Origin of the sequence: Azospirillum sp. SYSU D00513 (assembly GCF_017356015.1) — a bacterium.
Lineage (GTDB): Bacteria > Pseudomonadota > Alphaproteobacteria > Azospirillales > Azospirillaceae > Azospirillum.
The window spans coordinates 1-17,343 of the sequence record NZ_JAFIQV010000002.1 but is presented as its reverse complement, the minus strand read 5'-3'; the positions used below and the strand labels follow the sequence as shown (position 1 = coordinate 17,343).

The 17,343-nt window shown below is 69.6% G+C and carries 17 protein-coding genes and 1 pseudogene; 11 read left to right on the top strand and 7 right to left on the bottom strand.

Annotation, left to right across the window (positions count from 1 at the left end; all coding sequences use genetic code 11):
* Positions 1-84: 84 nt before the first annotated feature.
* On the top strand, positions 85-594 hold the full coding sequence (locus JUB11_RS01495) for a hypothetical protein (RefSeq protein WP_207455585.1): 510 nt from the start codon (positions 85-87) through the stop codon (positions 592-594).
* Between the two features lie 218 nt (positions 595-812).
* Here the strand turns inward: JUB11_RS01495 and JUB11_RS01490 are convergent, their stop codons facing one another.
* Both JUB11_RS01490 and JUB11_RS01485 read right to left on the bottom strand, forming a co-directional pair.
* The gene (locus tag JUB11_RS01490; RefSeq protein ID WP_207455583.1) at positions 813-1,868 is read right to left on the bottom strand and encodes a porin; all 1,056 of its coding nucleotides are present in this window, start codon (positions 1,866-1,868) and stop codon (positions 813-815) included.
* A gap of 311 nt (positions 1,869-2,179) precedes the next feature.
* Positions 2,180-3,268 (bottom strand): porin, encoded by a 1,089-nt coding sequence (locus tag JUB11_RS01485; RefSeq protein ID WP_207455581.1) that lies wholly within the window; start codon positions 3,266-3,268, stop codon positions 2,180-2,182.
* A 361-nt stretch (positions 3,269-3,629) separates the two neighbouring features.
* On the opposite strand from JUB11_RS01485, the gene JUB11_RS01480 reads away from it, so the two are divergent.
* The 4 genes from JUB11_RS01480 to holA all read left to right on the top strand — a co-directional run bounded on the left by JUB11_RS01480 (position 3,630) and on the right by holA (position 8,479).
* On the top strand, positions 3,630-4,169 hold the full coding sequence (locus tag JUB11_RS01480; protein ID WP_207455579.1) for a DUF3576 domain-containing protein: 540 nt from the start codon (positions 3,630-3,632) through the stop codon (positions 4,167-4,169).
* Between the two features lie 84 nt (positions 4,170-4,253).
* Positions 4,254-6,824 carry a leucine--tRNA ligase gene (leuS, locus tag JUB11_RS01475; RefSeq protein WP_207455577.1) on the top strand — a complete coding sequence of 857 codons (2,571 nt, stop codon included), beginning with the start codon at positions 4,254-4,256 and terminating at the stop codon, positions 6,822-6,824.
* Positions 6,811-7,428: an LPS assembly lipoprotein LptE gene (lptE, locus tag JUB11_RS01470; protein ID WP_247886777.1), complete on the top strand. Its 618-nt coding sequence runs from the start codon at positions 6,811-6,813 to the stop codon at positions 7,426-7,428. The genes leuS and lptE overlap by 14 nt, the downstream gene beginning before the upstream one ends.
* A gap of 28 nt (positions 7,429-7,456) precedes the next feature.
* Positions 7,457-8,479 (top strand): DNA polymerase III subunit delta, encoded by a 1,023-nt coding sequence (holA, locus tag JUB11_RS01465; RefSeq protein WP_207455575.1) that lies wholly within the window; start codon positions 7,457-7,459, stop codon positions 8,477-8,479.
* Positions 8,480-8,497: 18 nt separating this feature from the next.
* On the opposite strand, the gene JUB11_RS01460 is transcribed toward holA, so the two are convergent.
* Both JUB11_RS01460 and JUB11_RS01455 read right to left on the bottom strand, forming a co-directional pair.
* The gene (locus tag JUB11_RS01460; protein ID WP_207455573.1) at positions 8,498-8,866 is read right to left on the bottom strand and encodes a helix-turn-helix domain-containing protein; all 369 of its coding nucleotides are present in this window, start codon (positions 8,864-8,866) and stop codon (positions 8,498-8,500) included.
* On the bottom strand, positions 8,838-9,113 hold the full coding sequence (locus JUB11_RS01455; protein WP_207455571.1) for a BrnT family toxin: 276 nt from the start codon (positions 9,111-9,113) through the stop codon (positions 8,838-8,840). Before JUB11_RS01455 ends, JUB11_RS01460 begins: the two co-directional genes overlap by 29 nt.
* Positions 9,114-9,259: 146 nt before the next feature.
* Between JUB11_RS01455 and JUB11_RS01450 the strand changes: the two are divergent.
* The 3 genes and pseudogenes from JUB11_RS01450 to JUB11_RS32575 form a co-directional block, all read left to right on the top strand.
* Positions 9,260-9,502, top strand: a pseudogene (locus JUB11_RS01450) (type II toxin-antitoxin system RelE/ParE family toxin); the annotation flags it as partial.
* Positions 9,499-9,672: a hypothetical protein gene (locus JUB11_RS32580; RefSeq protein WP_247886775.1), complete on the top strand. Its 174-nt coding sequence runs from the start codon at positions 9,499-9,501 to the stop codon at positions 9,670-9,672. The pseudogene JUB11_RS01450 and the gene JUB11_RS32580, both read left to right, overlap by 4 nt.
* A gap of 12 nt (positions 9,673-9,684) precedes the next feature.
* Positions 9,685-9,831 (top strand): hypothetical protein, encoded by a 147-nt coding sequence (locus JUB11_RS32575; protein WP_247886774.1) that lies wholly within the window; start codon positions 9,685-9,687, stop codon positions 9,829-9,831.
* Positions 9,832-9,970: 139 nt separating this feature from the next.
* Here the strand turns inward: JUB11_RS32575 and JUB11_RS01440 are convergent, their stop codons facing one another.
* Positions 9,971-12,679: a bifunctional acetate--CoA ligase family protein/GNAT family N-acetyltransferase gene (locus JUB11_RS01440; protein WP_207455567.1), complete on the bottom strand. Its 2,709-nt coding sequence runs from the start codon at positions 12,677-12,679 to the stop codon at positions 9,971-9,973.
* Between the two features lie 331 nt (positions 12,680-13,010).
* Here JUB11_RS01440 and JUB11_RS01435 point away from each other — a divergent pair, with 331 nt between their 5' ends.
* Together JUB11_RS01435 and JUB11_RS01430 are read left to right on the top strand one after the other, a co-directional pair.
* Entirely contained in the window at positions 13,011-13,883 is an 873-nt protein-coding gene (locus tag JUB11_RS01435; protein WP_348771333.1) for an AraC family transcriptional regulator, read from the top strand.
* A gap of 44 nt (positions 13,884-13,927) precedes the next feature.
* Positions 13,928-14,485: a DUF2000 domain-containing protein gene (locus JUB11_RS01430; RefSeq protein WP_207455565.1), complete on the top strand. Its 558-nt coding sequence runs from the start codon at positions 13,928-13,930 to the stop codon at positions 14,483-14,485.
* Positions 14,486-14,553: 68 nt separating this feature from the next.
* On the opposite strand, the gene ppa is transcribed toward JUB11_RS01430, so the two are convergent.
* A complete protein-coding gene (gene ppa / locus JUB11_RS01425; protein ID WP_207455563.1) occupies positions 14,554-15,111 on the bottom strand; it encodes an inorganic diphosphatase in 558 nt (185 codons plus the stop codon).
* 187 nt (positions 15,112-15,298) lie between these two features.
* Here ppa and JUB11_RS01420 point away from each other — a divergent pair, with 187 nt between their 5' ends.
* On the top strand, positions 15,299-17,134 hold the full coding sequence (locus JUB11_RS01420; protein WP_207455561.1) for an extracellular solute-binding protein: 1,836 nt from the start codon (positions 15,299-15,301) through the stop codon (positions 17,132-17,134).
* Here the strand turns inward: JUB11_RS01420 and JUB11_RS01415 are convergent.
* Positions 17,082-17,343, bottom strand: a 262-nt coding sequence (locus JUB11_RS01415) for a hypothetical protein (protein WP_207455559.1), incomplete at its 5' end; no start/stop codon positions are given. The two genes, JUB11_RS01420 and JUB11_RS01415, sit on opposite strands and share 53 nt — an antisense overlap.

Here is a 17,343-nt window from a genome sequence, read left to right as displayed (position 1 = left end):
GCTGTTCCGTCCCGGTATACACCGGACGGTGCGGCGTGGTAACGGACGTGCCAACCAAACGCAAGCCCCCCGAGGAGAGACGCCATGCGTCGTTGGATCAGACCCTTTCTACTGACCGCGGCACTTCTGGCCGCCCTGCCGGCGGCCGCGCAGGACAAGCCCCCGGCCGGCACCCCGAAGGCGGCGGCGTCCGACGGGACCGTCGCGTTGTCACCGATGATCAAGGTGCCCTTCGAGGTGCGCCCCCTCGCCCTGACCGATGACGGCGGCTACCAGGCCTTCATGGAACAGGTCGCCGCCGACAACCGCCTGCGCTGCGGCAAGCTCGAAAGCTATGGCTGGACCTTTCCGCGCGGCGACCAGGGCGCGCTGGACAAGATCGTTCAGCCCACCATGACCGCCATGGAGAAGAACGGTTATGCCATCAGCAAGGCGAGCGCGGAGTCCTCGGTGATGCCGAACGTCTTCGCCTTCCTGGGCAAGAAGAGCAAGCAGTCCGTGCTGACCGTCTGGGTTCCGGCCGCGGACGCCGTGATGCTTTTCCTCTGCCAGGCGGAGGCGCTGCCGTCCAGGGCCAACCCGGAGAAGAAATAAGCGGCCGCCGACCCGCAAGGGGAACGCCGGGGGAAGAGGTCCGGCGGCCTCCGGCGGTCCATGGTGCCAATCAACGAAGCCCGCGGTGCCAAGCTGCGGGCTTTGTCATGCCGGGGCAGGACACCCGCGGTGAAAGCAGGGCGCAGCTGGCCGGAAAGCCAAAAAGAAACGGCGGCGGATTGCTCCGCCGCCGTTCCGGAAACGACCGTCTTGGCTGATTAGAAAGCCAGGCGGGTGTCGAACACGACAAGGTGCGAGTCGCCACCGGCAGCGGCGTTGCGGTCGTAGTAGCCATACTCCACGCCGGCGGTCAGGCCAGGGGCGATGGTGTAGGTGACGCCGGCTTCCCAAACGTCGAGCTTGTCGTCGACACCGCCGACAAACACGTTCTCTTCATCGGCGCGCAGGAAGCTGCCGGCGAGGATGACCGGGCCGACGGTGTAGGTGCCGTTGACGCTCCAGGCCGTGGCATCGGTGCCGCCGCCGACACCGGTCAGGTCGCCCATGTCGGTGTACATGCCACCGATCGCCACCGGGCCGAAGCCGACGGTGGTGCCGACCGTCCAGGACTTGATGTTCTCAGCCGGGCCGTCGGTGTTGGCCCACTCGTAGTAGCCGCTAGCGGCCACGGTGAAGCTGCCGAACGTACCGGAGTAGCTGCCGCCGACTTCGACGATGTCGTTGACGCCGGCCGGGTTACGGTCGATCGACGTGCCGTTGTCATCCTGCGGAGCGTAGGACACGCCAGCCTGGAAGCCGCCGAAGTTCGGGGTCAGGTAGATGGCGCGGGTCAGCGGCGTGCTGGACAGCGGGTTGCGCAGGGCGGTGCCGACGGTGTTGCCGGTGGGAAGGCCGCCGATGTAGCCCGGAGCCTGGTCGTCCCAGCTGCCGGCGATGCCGTCGACCACCGGGCCGATGATGCCGTAGTCGTCCGACAGGCCGTAGGTGGTGCCGAGCTGGACCGAGCCGAAGCCGCCGTTCACGAACATGAAGGCGCGGTCATGGAAGACGACGCCGTTGGAACCGGTGCGCAGACGCAGGCGGGCACCGTATTCCAGGCCGTTGTCGGCCTTGGCCGTCGGGGTGATCACCAGACGGAAGCGATTGTTGAACTCGACGTTGCGACCGCCGTCCGTATCCTCGTCGACGACCCAACCGCCGGTGAACAGAGCGTCACCACCGACGACGACGTCGAACTTGGTCTGGGCGGAGGCCGTGCCGGCGAAGGCGGCCAGAGCGACGGCGGCGCAGCCGATAGCAAGAGTACGCTTCATGAAGTTCATTCCTTCCGAAAGGCGCCCCCCGAAGAAGGGGCGGAACAGCTATGTGCTGGCAATGACTTAAACCGCCCTCTCCATGCCGGGCAAGCCGCAAAATGCCGTATGCGGTGTCGTGGGGCGACAGCGTGGCTCCAGGGCAACACAGTCGGTGGGCCAACACAGTCATCGAGGCAAGGCTCGGCTGGGTGCCGCAGTTTCCGCATGCCGGTGCCGCATCCCGCATGTCGGCCACGCCCTGGCTTGCGGCAGGGCAAAAAAAAAGGCGGTGGCCGAAGCCACCGCCCTTTCCCGCGAGGGACCCTTGCTTAGAAAGCGAGGATCGAGCGCAGCAGGAAGATGTTGCCGTCGTTCTCGACGACACCGGCCGGCTGGTCGGTCTCGAAGTAGGTGTACTGAGCCTGAACGGTCAGGCCCGGCGCGACGGTGTAGCCAACGCCCACGTCCCAGAACTGGACCTGGGTCTCGCCGGCGACCGCACCGGCGTCTTCCTCGCCGTAGGTGTAGCCGACGCCCACGACGAGCGGGCCGGCCTTGTACTCGGCGCCGACCGTCCAGTTGTAGGCGTCTTCGCTGCCCGCGACGGAGCCCGAGTCGCCGAAGCTCAGGTAGCTACCGCCGACGGCGAAGCCGGCGTAGCCGACCTGCGCACCGGCCTGCCAGGCGTTCAGGCTCTCGAGGCCGGCGACCGGGGCGTCGCCCCAGAAGTAGCCGGCGCTGCCCTTGACTTCGACGCCGCCGAAGCTGTTGACGTAGTTGGCGCCGACTTCGTACAGGTCGTTGTAGCCGCCGGTGGTGTTGTCACGGTTGATGTCCGTGCCACGGCTGCTGCTGCGCGGGGTGTAGCTGGCGCCGGCCTGGAAGCCAGCGAAGCGCGGGGAGATGTAGACGATCTTCGAACCGACGCCATCCGGGTTCATCAGCGGCCAGCTGATGCCCGAGCCGTTGCTGAGGGCGTTCGGGCCGAGGTTGCCGCCGGTGCCGGTGGCCCAGGCGTTGGCGAAGTCCCAGTTGCCCAGCGGCTGCCAGCTGATCGGACGCGAAACGCCGGTCTGATCGTTGTAGCTGTTCACGGTGCCGAGCTGGACCTGGCCGAAGCCGCCCTGCACGAACATGAAGGCGCGGTCGTGGTCGACGCCACCGTTGGCCATGGCGCGGATACGGACGCGGGCGCCGTACTCGAGGCCGTTGTCGGCCTTCGCCTGCGGCGTCACGACCAGGCGGAAGCGGTTGCGGAACTCGACGTTACGGCCGGCATCGGGCTCGTCGTCAACGTAACCGGCTTCGAAGTAGTAGTCGCCGCCGACCTTGACTTCGAACTTGGCCTGGGCGTTGGCGGCGCCAGCACCCAGAGTGAGAGCAACAGCGGCGCAGCCCGCGAGCAGATAACGGTTCATGATGTATTGCCTCCATCCTGGCAGCATTTTCAGCCGGGTTTCGATACGTCCTGGCTGGCATCTTGGTACGCAGGGAGGGGGGGTGCCAGCAAGCCGGAAATCGGAAAGCGGCTTCATTGAACCCACACTGTGTCCATACGGGCACACAAAAAGGAGGCAGGGCCGGACCGTTCCGCCCGTTTTTCCGCCTGCCGTCCCACCCCGTTCCCGGCCGCCGATGCCCTGGACGCGCGCGGGCTCCGGTGGGGAAGGGGCCGCGCATCGCCTGTTGCGCAGTCCCGGCCTTTTATGGTCTTTTCACCGGCAATCCGGCGCGTTTCGCGCGCGGCTTCGTGAATTCCTGCAATCGGGCCTCCAGACCATGCGCCGTTCCAACGCCCTCCGCTTCGCCCCCGCCCTGCTGGCGGCCTCCATGGCCCTGGCCGGCTGCTCGAGCTGGGGGGGTAAGACCGAGACCATCGCCGAAGCCGACAAGCGCGACATGTACCGGTTCGGCAGCGTGTTCGGCAGCGACGGCGGGCTGAGCCTGTTCGGCAACGGCAAGCGCGACCGCGCCGACGACCAGTCGGGCGGGCTCGGCGTCAACAGCTTCCTGTGGCGCGCTTCGCTCGACACGCTCTCCTTCATGCCGATCGTGTCGGCCGACCCGTTCGGCGGCGTCATCCTGACCGACTGGCATTCGCCGCCCGAATCGCCGAACGAGCGCTTCAAGGTCAACCTCTACATCATGGACCGTCAGCTCCGTGCCGACGGCGTGCGCGTCGCGGTCTTCAAGCAGCAGCGGGTCGGCAACGACTGGCGCGAGGCCGGCGTCGGCCCCGAGACGGCCTCCAAGCTGGAGGACGCCGTCCTGACCCGCGCCCGCCAGCTCCGAGTCGCGCAGGCTTCGCTCGAGCAGTGAGGGGACGGGCCGCGCCCGGCCCGCGGACGCGGGCGGGCGGCCCTTCCACCTCTTGACCTTCCCCTTTGAAAAGTTCCGGCGGTCATGTCGCGTTATAATGTTAAGGAAACCGAGGCGAAGTGGCAGGGCGTGTGGGAGCGGCAGGGCTGCTTCACCGCGACCGAGGACGCCTCGCGGCCCAAATACTACGTGCTGGAGATGTTCCCCTATCCATCGGGGCGCATCCACATGGGCCATGTCCGCAACTACACGATCGGCGACGTGATCGCGCGCTTCAAGCGGGCGAACGGCTTCAACGTGCTGCACCCCATGGGCTGGGACGCCTTCGGTCTGCCGGCGGAGAACGCCGCGCTGGAGAAGAAGGTCCACCCCGCCAAATGGACGCGCGAGAACATCGAGACGATGCGCGGCCAGCTCAAGACGATGGGCCTGTCCATCGACTGGAGTCGTGAGATCGCCACCTGCGACGTGGAGTATTACCGCCACGAGCAGAAGATGTTCCTGGACTTCCTGAAAGCCGGCCTCGCCTACCGCAAGGAATCCTGGGTCAACTGGGACCCGGTGGACAACACGGTGCTCGCCAACGAGCAGGTGATCGACGGCCGCGGCTGGCGCACCGGCGCGCTGGTGGAAAAGCGCAAGCTGTCGCAGTGGTTCCTGAAGATCACGGACTGCGCCGAGGAGCTGCTCGACGGCCTTGGCACGCTCGACCGCTGGCCCGAGCGCGTGCGGATCATGCAGGAGAACTGGATCGGCAAGTCCACCGGCGTGCGCTTCCGCTTCGCGCTCAAGGGCCGCGAGGACAAGCTTGAGGTCTTCACGACCCGGCCCGACACGCTGTTCGGCGCTTCCTTCGCCGCCATCTCGGCCAACCACCCGCTGGCCGCCGAGCTGGCCGCGAACAACCCGGACCTCGCCGAGTTCATCGCCGAGTGCAACCGGCTGGGCACGAGCGAGGAGGCCATCGAGACGGCGGAGAAGCGCGGCTTCGACACCGGGCTGCGGGTCGTCCACCCCTTCGACCCCTCCTGGGAGCTGCCGGTCTACGTCGCCAACTTCGTGCTGATGGAATACGGCACGGGCGCCATCTTCGGCTGCCCGGCGCACGACCAGCGCGACCTGGACTTCGCCCGCAAGTACGGGCTGCCGGTCACCCCGGTGGTCGTCCCGGCCGACGCCGATCCGGCGAGCTTCGCCGTGGGCGACGAGGCCTACACGGGGCCGGGCGTGCTGCGCAACTCGCGGTTCCTGGACGGGCTCGACGTCGAGTCGGGCAAGCAGGAGGTCGGCCGCCGGCTTGAAGAAGCGGGCCAGGGCGAGCGGACCACGCAATACCGCCTGCGCGACTGGGGCGTGTCCCGCCAGCGCTACTGGGGCTGCCCGATCCCGGTCATCCACTGCCCGGACCACGGGCCGGTGCCGGTGCCCGAGTCGGACCTGCCGGTGGTGCTGCCCGAGGACGTCACCTTCGACAAGCCGGGCAACCCGCTCGACCATCACCCGACCTGGAAGCACACGAGCTGCCCGGTCTGCGGCAAGCCGGCGCTGCGCGAGACGGACACCTTCGACACCTTCATCGAGTCGTCCTGGTACTTCGCGCGCTTCTGCTCGCCCAAGAGCAATGACGTGGCCTTCGACCGCGCGGCGGTGGATTACTGGCTGGCCGTGGACCAGTACATCGGCGGCATCGAGCACGCCGTGCTCCACCTGCTCTACTCGCGCTTCTGGACGCGCGCGCTGAAGCGCTGCGGCTACCTGAACGTGGAGGAGCCCTTCGCCGGCCTCTTCACCCAGGGCATGGTCAACCACGAGACCTACAAGGACGCCGCCACCGGCGCCTGGCTGGCCCCGACCGACCTGACGAAGAACGACCGGGGCGAGGTGGTCCGCGCGGACACGGGCGCGCCGGTCAATGTCGGCCGCGTCGAGAAGATGTCCAAGTCCAAGAAGAACGTGGTGGACCCGGCCCACATCATCGGCACCTACGGCGCCGACGCCGCCCGCCTGTTCATGCTCTCCGACAGCCCGCCCGAGCGCGACCTGGAATGGACCGAGGCCGGCATCGACGGCGCCTGGCGCTACATCAACCGGCTGTGGCGCATGATCACCGAGGCGCCGGTGCCGCTTCCCGCGCCGGGTTCGCCAAAGCCTGAGCGCCTGAGCGAACGGGCGGAGGCCACCCGCCGGGCGGTGCACAAGGCCATCGCCGGCATGTCCGAGGACCTCGACAAGTTCCGCTTCAACAAGGCGGTCGCCCGCGTGCGCGAGCTGTCGAACGCGCTGGCGGAGATCGACGGCAAGGGCGAGGGCGAGGCCTGGATCCTGCGCGAGGGCTTCGAGTCGGTCGTGCGGCTGATCGGCCCGATGATGCCCCATCTGGGCGAGGAGCTGTGGGCGCAGCTCGGCCACGGCACGCTGCTGGCCGACCAGCCCTGGCCGGAGGCCGATCCGTCGCTGGTGGTGGAGGACACCGTCACCATCGCGGTGCAGGTCAACGGCAAGCTGCGCGCCACGCTGGCCATGCCGCGTGACGCCGCCAAGGAGGTCGCCGAGTCGATGGCGCTCGCCGACGACAACGTGCAGCGCGCGCTGGAGGGCAAGCCGGTCCGCAAGGTCATCGTCGTGCCGAATCGGATCGTCAATGTCGTCGCCTGAAGCCGCGCCCGGCGGCGCTTCCCTCGGCGCGGATCCGGTCCTGCGGGGCCGTGCCGTGCGGTCCCCGCTGCGTCCGGCGCTGCTGGCGCTCGCCCTGCTGGGACTCGGGGCCTGCGGCTTCCAGCCCCTGTACGGCCGCGGCTCCGCCACGGCCGGGGTCGGGGAAGCGCTCTCCGGCGTCGAGATCGGATTGATCCCGGAACGGCGGGGCCAGCAGCTGCGCAACCTGCTGATCGACCGCTTCCACAACTCCCCGTCCAACGGCGGCATGCCTTACAGGCTGGAGACCGGGGTCAGCGCCTCGGAGCAGAAGCTCGCCCTGCGCAAGGATGCCTCGGCGGAGCGTGCCCAGCTCGTGGTGGTCGCGCCCTACCGCCTCATCGACAACCGCGACGGCAAGGTGGTCCTCCAGTCGCAGGCACGCGCGATGATCAGCTACAATGTGCTGGAACAGCAGTACGGCGCGCTGGCCACGCTCGACTACGCCTACGACCGGGCGCTGGTGGAGATCTCCGACGAGATCACCCGCCGGGTCGCCATGCAGCTCGGCCGACCGGCCCAGGCCGGTGCCGCGGCCGGCGCGCCCCAGAAGGCCGCCCCCTAACGACCCGCCATTCCCGAAGGGAGCGACCGTGAAGCTGCAAGGCAGGGCGATCGACGGCTTCCTGCGCAGCCCCGATCCGAAGGTGCGCGCGGTCCTGCTCTACGGCCCGGACACCGGGCTGGTCCGCGACCGCGCCATGACCATCGGGCGGACGGTGGTGCAGGACCTGTCCGACCCGTTCCGCGTGGCGGAGATGCAGGGGCGCGCCCTGTCCGACGACCCGGCGCGCCTTGCCGACGAGGCGGCGGCACTCGCCTTCACCGGCGGGCGACGGCTGATCCGCGTCCGCGAGGCGGAGGACAACTGCGCCGCCGCCTTCACCGCCTTCCTGGACGATCCGCCGCCGGGCGACAGCCTCGTGCTGGTCGAGTCGGGCGACCTCGGCGCCCGCTCGAAGCTGCGCCTCCTGTTCGAGGGCGCGCCGGCCGCCGCCGCCATTCCCTGCTACGTCGAGGACGAGGCATCGCTGGCCGGGGTCATCGCCGACCTGCTGCGGGCCGAAGGAAAGACCGCCGATCCCGACGCCGTCTCCTTCCTCGCGGCGAACCTCGTCGGCGACCGCATGGTCGCGCGCGGCGAGGTGGAGAAGCTGGCGCTCTACATGGGCGGGGAGAAGCGCGTCCGGCTGGAGGACGCGCAGGCCTGCATCGGCGACAGCGCCGCCCTGTCGATGGACGAACCGGTCTGGGCCGCCGCCGACGGCGACTTCGCCACGCTCGACCGTTCGCTCGGCCGCCTCTTCGCGGAGGGCACGAGCCCGGTCCCGATCCTGCGCGGCGCGCAGCGCCACTTCCAGCGGCTCCAGCTCGTCGCCGCCCAGGTCGCCGGCGGCCGGCCGGCCGAGTCGGTGGTCGAGTCGTTGCGCCCGCCGGTCTTCTACAAGCTGAAGTCCCGCTTCACCGGCCAGGCCCGCCGCTGGTCCGGCCCGCTGGTCCGCCAGGCGCTGGAACGGCTGGTCGAGGCGGAGGCCGAGTGCAAGCGCACCAACATGCCCGACCAGACCATCTGCGCCCGCGTCCTCTTCCAGGTCGCCTCGCTGGCGCGGCGTTGACGCCCGGGGCAGGTGCGATCAGCGGGCCAGGGCGCGGGTGACCGCGTCGGGCTCGCTGGCGATCACCCGCAAAAGCACCCGCGCCGGCCCCTGCGGCTTCCGGTGCCCCTGCTCGTAGTTGCGGATCGTTTCCACGGAAAAGCCGTAGCGGGCGGCGAACTGCTCCTGGCTGAGGCCGAGCCTTTGGCGGATCGCACGCACATCCTCGGGCGCCGGCGGCGGCAGGACGCGCCGCGCGCGCGCCAGTTCCTCGTCCGTGAACACCGGTGAAACATCCGGATCGCCGGCGATCTGTTCGTCGATGGCCTCGTCGCCGGCCGCCGCCACACGGCTCCAATCGACCTTCGAGAGGTCCAGGTCAGCGCGGGTACGTCTCACGATAGGCATGCCGCTCCCTCTCCTTCGCCGGGCGGAGGCTGATGATCCGGCGAATCCTTCCCCGATCGGTGTAGATGCAGACCAGGATCACGCCGTTGACCTGCCCGATGGCCCTGATCCGTGTTTCGCCGTAGTCCCGCCTCTGGTCCGGCTCTTCGAGTGTGGGGTTGTCGAACAGCGCCATGGCGACATCGAAAGGGAGGCCGCGTTCGGCGACGTTCCGGGCGCTCTTGGCGTCGTCCCATTCGAAGTCCATGAGGAAAAGCTAATCCGCGGGCAAGGGTCCGTCAATGACTGAGCCAGTGCTCGTGGAACTCAAGTGACGGCGCCATGACCATCGGGCGGACGGTGGTACAGGACCTGTCCGACCCCTTCCGCGTGGCGTAGAATGGGCCGCGCCTTCCGTTTCCCTATTCGTCCGGCGTGAACGGCTCAAGGCATGGCCATATGCGTGAGTTGCGGGTGCAGAGCGGCGGCCGTCCGATCCGGATCTTCTACGCCTTCGACCCGCGCCGTCAGGCGATCCTGCTCATCGGCGGGGATAAAACCGGAGACAACCGGTTTTGCGAAAGAATGGTGCCGATCGCCGATGATCTCTACGACGTTTACTTGGACGAAATCCGCGGAGAAGGGCTGATTTCATGACCGGTCACAAGAATTTCCGTACCCTGACGGACAAGGCTTCGCCGGACAGCCGTGCGCGCATCGAGCGGAAGAAGGTCGAGCTTCGAAGCGAAATGGCCCTGCACGAATTGAGGGAGGCGCGCCGTCTTACCCAGGCGGCGCTCGGTCAGACCCTGGACGTGGACCAGTAGGCCATCGCCAAGATGGAAAAGCGCACGGACATGTATGTCAGCAACCTGCGGCGTTTCGTCGAGGCCATGGGCGGGGAATTGCTGATCGTCGCGCATTTTCCCGACGGCGATGTCGTGATCAAGAACTTCGCCGAGGTGGATGAACAGCCCACCGGTTAGGCCCGCCGGTGGAATTTGAAGGGGCGGATGGGCAGGCCACGGGTTCGGATCCGAGCGTTCATCACATTCGAGCGTCCATCGCCTGGAACGGCGGCCAGCCATTCCGCCCGTCGGGATGGGGCCGACCGCTCCGCCCGGATCACTCCGCCGAGACGATCACGGCCTCGTCCAGCTCGATGCGGACCTCCACCACGCCGGGCTCGTCCATGTTCTCCTTGCGGACGAACCCAAGGGCGCGGCACATGGCGAGCATGGTGGTGTTCTCGCGCAGCACCTCGCCGAAGACCTCCCGGATCCCGCGCGAGCGGGCGTAGTCGAGGATCTTGCCCATCAGCGTGTAGCCGAGTCCCTGGCCCTTCATGTCGGACCGCACCATCACCGCGTATTCGGCGCGCTGGTTGTCGGGGTCGGCGGTGATGCGGACGACGCCGTGGATGACCGTCCGGCCGGTCTCCTCGTCGGGGCTGACGGCGACCAGCGCCATTTCGCGGTCGTAGTCGATCTGGGTCAGGCGTGCCGCGGCCTTGTGCGACAGGCGCTTCATCGGGGCGAAGAAGCGCAGCCGCAGATCCTCCGGCGTCTGGTGGCCGATCATGTCGTGGATGAGCGGCTCGTCCTCCGGCAGGATCGGGCGCACGAGGAACTCGCGCCCGTCCTTGATGGTGATCCGCTCCTCCAGCATCTTCGGGTAGGGGCGGATGGCCAGGCGGCGCGCGCCGGGCAGGGCCGGCCGGCCGACCCGGATGCGGGCGTCCAGCGCCAGCACGCCGTCGGCGTCGGCGAGCAGCGGGTTGATGTCCAGCTCGGCGATCTCCGGCACGTCGACGATGAGCTGCGACACCTTGTTCAGCGTCAGCGCCACCGCGTCGGTGTTGACCGCCGCGCGCGACCGGTAGCCCTGGAGCTGCCGCCAGATGCGCGTCTGGCACATCATGTCGCTCGCCAGCTTCATGTTCAGCGGCGGCAGGGCCAGCGCGTAGTCCTCCACCACCTCCACCCCGATGCCGCCCTCGCCGAACAGCAGGACGGGGCCGAACATCTCGTTGTCGGTCATGCCGACGATCAGCTCGTAGGCGTCGGGGCGGACGGCCATCTCCTGGACGGTGAAGCCCTCGATCCGCGCCTCGGGCGCCACCTCGCGCATGCGGGCCAGCATGGCTTCGGCCTCGGCCCGCACCTCCTCGGGCTCGGTCAGGTGCAGCACGACGCCGCCGACGTCGGACTTGCGGATGATGTCCGGCGACAGGATCTTCAGCGCGAGCGGCCCGCCGATCTCCTCGGCGGCGCGGCCCGCCTCCTCCGGCGTCGCGACCCGGCGGGTGTCCACAACCGGGATGCCGTAGGCGGCCAGGACCTGCTTGGCCTCGTACTCGGTCAGCCACTCCCGCCCCTCGGCCATGGCCCGGCCGACGATGGCGTTCACGGCGGCGCTGTCGGGCAGGAATTCCTGCGGGACGGAGGGCGGCGTCTCCATCAGCAGTTCCTGGTTCCGCCGGTACTCGACCAGATGCATGAAGGCGCGCACCGCGTCGCTCGGCGCGTGGTAGGTGGGGATGCGGCTGGCGGCGAACAGCCGGCGCGCCTCCTGCACCGAGGCCTCGCCGAGCCAGCTCGTCAGCACGGCGCGGCGGCTCGCCCGGTTGGCCTTGACCGCGTCGGCCACGGCCTGCGCCGCCGCTGCGGTGTCCATCACCGGGGTCGGGCAGTGCAGCACCAGGATCGCGTCGTTGCCGCCGTCCTGCATCAGCAGGTTCAGCGCCTCGGTGTAGCGCCGGGGGGTGGCGTCGGCGCAGATGCGCAACGGGTTGCCCTGGGCGCCGACCGACGCCACGCCGGTCATGGCGTTCAGCTTGCCGAGCGTCTCCGGCGCCAGGCCGGCGAGCTTGCCGCCCGCCTGGATCAGGCTGTCGGTGGTGATCACCCCGACGCTGGCGCCATTGGTCAGGATGGCGAGCCGGTCGCCCGCGATCGGCACGCCGGTGCCGAGCGTGCCGGCGGCGTCGAACAGCTCGTCCAGCCCCGCCACGCGCAGGATGCCGGCGCGGCGGAAGGCCGCGTCGTAGACGGCGTCGGCGACGGCCAGCGTGCCGGTGTGCGAGGCCGAGGCCGCCATCGCCTGCTCCGAACGGCCGGCCTTGATCACAAGCACGGGTTTCTGGCGGGCGGCGGAGCGCGCGGCCGACATGAACTTCCGCGCGTTGGTGACGCTCTCCATGTAGAGCAGGATGGCGCGGGTCGAGGCGTCGGCGGCCAGATAGTCCAGCATGTCGCCGAAATCGACGTCCGCCTTGTCGCCGGTCGAGACCAGGTGCGAGAAGCCGATGTCGCGCGACAGCGCCCAGTCCACGATCGAGGTCATGACCATCGACGACTGCGACACCAGCGCCAGGTCGCCCGCCTTGGGGGCGGCGTGGCCGAAGCTGGCGTTCAGCCCCTGGCCCGGCACCATGATGCCCAGGCTGTTGGGGCCGAGCAGCCGCATCAGATAGGGCTGCGCCGCCTCGCGCAAGGCCTGGAGCTGATCCTGGTCCTTCACCGGGTCGCCGGAGATGATCAGCGCCGCCTTGGTTCCCCGGCGCCCCAGCGCGTCGATGGTCGCGGGCAGCCCCTGGGACGGCGCGCAGATCACCGCCAGGTCCGGGGTGATGGGCAGCTCCTCCACCGACCGGTAGGTCAGCACCCCCTCCACCGCGCGCTCCGCGGGGTTGACCGGCAGGATCGGCCCGTCGAAGCCCGCGTGGAACAGGTTGCGCGCCACGATGGCGCCCATCGAGTTCGGCCGCCGGCTGGCCCCGATCAGGGCCACCGATCCGGGCTTGAACATGTGGTCGAGGTTGCGAACGGTCATCGCGGGGTCCGAGGTTCCTGTGTCGTGCTGCCTGCCGGGCGGGCCTTCGGGCCGGCGCGCGGTGCGGGCATCGTGGCGCCCGCCCGTGGCGGATTGAAGGCGGTCCCGCGGGGAAACAGGCAAACCCCCGCCGCGCTCCGGATTCATTGCCGGCGCGCACGGATGGTGCGGCGCAACATAACCCGTTCCTCCCCTCCGGGCAACAAATGTTTGATGAACGGATTGTTACGGGAATGGAATTGGCGTGCGGCCCGATGCCGCACCGGCCGCTACCGTTCGCGGCGGCCCATCATTATGATCGCCGAGGCGTGACGAACGGGGGGATGGCGTCGTGGGGGCCGGAACGGACAGCGCGGGCGAGGCCGGGGATTGGCTGTCGATGCGGCACGACCCGGATACCGGCATCGAGACGATCCGCGCCCATTTCAAGGGCCATGCCTACGACCTGCACGACCATGACGACGCGCTGGTCGGCGTGACCGAGCAGGGCGTTCAGGAGTTCCGCTGCCGCAGGCGCCTGAACACCAGCACGCCGGGCCGCGCCATCCTGATCGAGCCCGGCGAACTCCATGACGGCAACAGCCCCCGCGAGGAAGGATTCACCTACGCCATGCTCTACCTGCCGCAGCGCTGGCTGGCGGAGCGGTTCGACGAGCTTCGCGCCGGAACGGGCGCCGCCGCCCCGCCGGGTTTCCGCAGCACGCTGCTGAGCGACCCGGCCCTGACCTCCGCGATCATGGCGGGCTTCCACGCCCTGCACGGCCGGGAAGGGCGCCTTGCCCGCGACGGGACCATGGACCGGCTGGTGGCCCGGCTCGCCAATCATGCCGGTTCGGGCCATATCGACCCGGGCACCGCGCGGGCCGGCGGGAGGCCGGAGCCCGCCGCCCTGCGCGCCCGCGACGCGCTCCATGCGGCCTTCGCCGAGGACATCGGCCTGGCGGAGCTGGCCGCCGCCGCGGGGACCGACCGCTTCCGGCTCAACCGGCTGTTCCGCCGCGGCTTCGGCCTGTCGCCGCACGCCTATCTGGTCCAGCTGCGGCTGAAGGAGGCGCGGCGCCGGCTCGCCGCGGGGGAGGCGCCGGCGGCCGTCGCCGCCGAGGTCGGGTTCGCCGACCAGAGCCACATGGGCCGCTGGTTCCGCCGCGCCTACCGGATGACGCCGGCGGATTACCGCCGGCTCTGCACAAACGTTCCAGACTAGCGGGGCCGCCTTCGGCCAGTGTGGCGGCGAAGGAGGACCAACCCATGTCGAATCTGGAAACACCGAATCCGGAAAGATCCAATCCGGAACCCGGCACGGACGCCACCCCGGGCGCCCCCGCCCCGGACAGCAGCGGCGCGAAAGCCGATGCGCCCATCAAATTCGATACGCCCATCAAATTCGATACGCCCGTCAAATTCGATACGAAGGTGGCGCTGATCGTCCGCGCCGACCTCGCGGTCTGGCAGAAGCTGAACGTCGCGGCCTTCCTGGCGACGGGGATCGCGGCGGCGGCGCCCGAGGCGATGGGGGAGCCTTACGTGGACGGCGCCGGGCGCGTCCATGGGCGCATGCTGGGCCAGCCGATGCTGGTCTTCGCCGCCGATCGGGCGGCCCTGCAGGCGGCCCACCGCGAGGCGATGGCCCGCGGCCTGGCCGTGGTCCCCTATGTGGCCGCCATGTTCACGACCGGGCACGACGCCGCCAACCGGGCGGTCTTCGCCGCCGGGGATCCGGAGGACCCCGATCTGGTTGGGCTGGGGCTGCGCGGGGGAAGAAAGGCGGTCGAGAAGGCCGTCAAGGGGCTGTCCCTGCACGGTTGACGCAACCCGCCTTCAAGATCCCGGCCGGGCGGACGGCCCGGCCGGGGACGGATTTGGACGAAAAGTCCTCAGACGATCTTGCCCTGCTCGCCGCCGGTGACGGCCTTGGCGCGCTCCATGCCCTCGGTGATCATGCGGGCGGCGTCGTTCTCGTCGCCCCACTCCTTCACCTTCACCCACTTGCCCTTCTCGAGGTCCTTGTAGTGCTCGAAGAAGTGGGCGAGCTGGGAGACGATCGACTCGGGCAGGTCCTTGTAGGACTTCACGTTGCTGTAGAAGGGGTGCAGCTTGTCCACCGGCACGGCCAGCAGCTTCTCGTCGGTGCCGCCCTCGTCCTCCATGAACAGCACGCCGATGGGGCGGGCGCGCAGGACCGAGCCGGCGACGACCGGCAGGTTGCCGACGACGCAGACGTCCACCGGGTCGCCGTCACCCGACAGGGTGTGCGGGATGAAGCCGTAGTTGCAGGGATAGAACATGGCGGTGTGCAGGAAGCGGTCGACGAACAGCGCGCCCGACTCCTTGTCCACCTCGTACTTCACGGGATCGCTGTTCATCGGGATTTCGATGACGACGTTGACGTCCCACGGCGGGTTCTTCCCGACCGGAACCTTGCTGAGATCCATGGATGCGATCCTTCCGATTGGCCGTCCGACGGGCCCGGCCCGGTTGGCCCGGCCCGATTGGCTTGGTGGCGGCGCGGTTTTCCCGCGATGCGGGAGCCGGCGCCTTGAGGGGCGGGAGTTTAGGCGCAAGAGCGCCGCAAGTCCAAGGCACCTTGCGTCGGATCGCCGATCCGGCGAGGCTAAGGCCATGAAAATCAGCCTTTTCGGCCTATGCCTTGCCCTTTTGCCGGGTCTCGCCGGCCTCGCCCCGGCCCTCGCGGGATCCGGGGAGGGCATCGCCCGACACGGCATCGCCCGACACGGCATCGCCATGCACGGGGAACCGGCGCTGCCACCCGGCTTCGCCCATTTTCCCTACGCCGACCCGGACGCGCCAAAGGGCGGCACGCTGCGCCAGGCGGTGACCGGCAGCTTCGACACGCTGAACCCCCATGTGGTGCGGGGCGTGCCGGCGCTCGGGCTGGGCCAGGTCTTCGAGACGCTGCTGGCGCGCAGTTGGGACGAGCCCTTCTCGCTCTACGGGCTGCTGGCGGAAAGCCTGGAGCTGGCCGACGACCGCGGCGCCGTCACCTTCCATCTGAATCCGGCAGCGCGCTGGCACGACGGCACGCCGGTGACGGCGGACGACGTGCTCTTCTCGCTGGCCGTGCAGCGGGAGCACGGGACGCCCAACCGGCGCCAGTTCTACGCCGGGGTGCTGAGCGCCGAAGCGCCCGGCCCGCGCACGGTGCGCTTCACCTTCCGGCCCGGACCGGACGGGCGGCACGACCGCGAGCTGCCGCTGCTGATGGGGCTGATGCCCATCCATTCGAAAGCCTGGTGGGAGGGCAGGGCCTTCGAGCGCACGACGCTCGACCCGCCGATGGGCAGCGGCCCCTACCGGGTGGCACGGGTCGAACCCGGCCGGCGCATCCTGTACGAGCGCGTGCCCGACTATTGGGCGCGCGACCTGCCGTCCCGGCGCGGGCAGTTCAATTTCGACCGGCTCGACTTCGTCTATTACCGGGACGACGCGGTCGCGCTGGAGGCTTTCAAGGCGGGGGAGGGCGACCTTCGGCGGGAAATCGACCCGGCCCGCTGGGCCACCGGCTACGTGGGTCCCGCCCTGCGCGACGGCCGCATCCGGATGGAGGAGATCCCCCACCACCGGCCGGAACCGGCGCGCGGCTTCATCTTCAACGAGCGCCGCCCGCTGTTCCAGGACCGCCGCGTGCGCGAGGCGCTGGGGCTGGCGAGCGATTTCGCCTGGATCAACCGTGCCCTCTTCCATGGCGGGCTGAGCCGCACCGGCAGCTACTACCCCAACTCCGAGCTGGCCGCGCGCGGCCTGCCGGCGGGGGAGGAACTGCGCGTGCTGGAGCCCTTCCGCGACCGGCTGCCGCCGGACCTGTTCACCCGGCCCTTCCGGCTTCCGGAGACCGACGGCACGGGTCCTGCCGGGTCGCGTGCCAACCTGCGCGAGGCCCTGCGGCTGCTGGGGGAGGCGGGCTGGACCGTCCGCGACGGGCGGCTGCGGGACGGGGCCGGCACCCCCTTCGGCTTCGAGATCCTGCTGGGCAGCCCGTCCGACGAGCGGGTCGCGCTGGAATACGCGCGCAGCCTCGAACGGCTGGGCATCCGCGCCACGGTGCGGACGGTGGACAGCGCGCAGTACCAGGGGCGGCTGGACGGCTTCGACTACGACATGACCTTGCGCTGGTGGGCCTCGACCCTCTCGCCGGGCAACGAGCAGCTCTATTATTTCGGCTCGGCGGCGGCCGGCCAGCCGGGGAGCCGCAACTACGCGGGCATCCGCGACCCGGCGGTGGACGCCATCGCCGCCTCCATTGCCGGGGCCGCGACTCGGGAGGATCTGGTGGCGCGGGTCCGCGCGCTCGACCGCGTGCTGCTGTGGGGGCATCACATGGTGCCGCTCTTCCACAGCGGCACCGACCGGCTGGCCTATTGGTCCCGGTTGCGCCGGCCAGCGCTCACCCCGCTCTACGGGCCGCAGATCGAGAGCTGGTGGGCGGAGGGGCGCTGAGCCGGTCAGCCCCGGCCACCGCCCTTGCCTCCGCCACCACCTTTCCCGCCTCCGCCACCACCTTTCCCGCCTCCGCCACCACCTTTCCCGCCGCCGTTCCCGTTCCCGCCGCCGTTCCCGTTCCCGCCGCCGTTCCCGTTCCCGCCGCCGTTCCCGTTCCCGCCGCCGTTCCCGTTCCCGCCGCCGTTCCCGTTCCCGCCGCCGTTCCC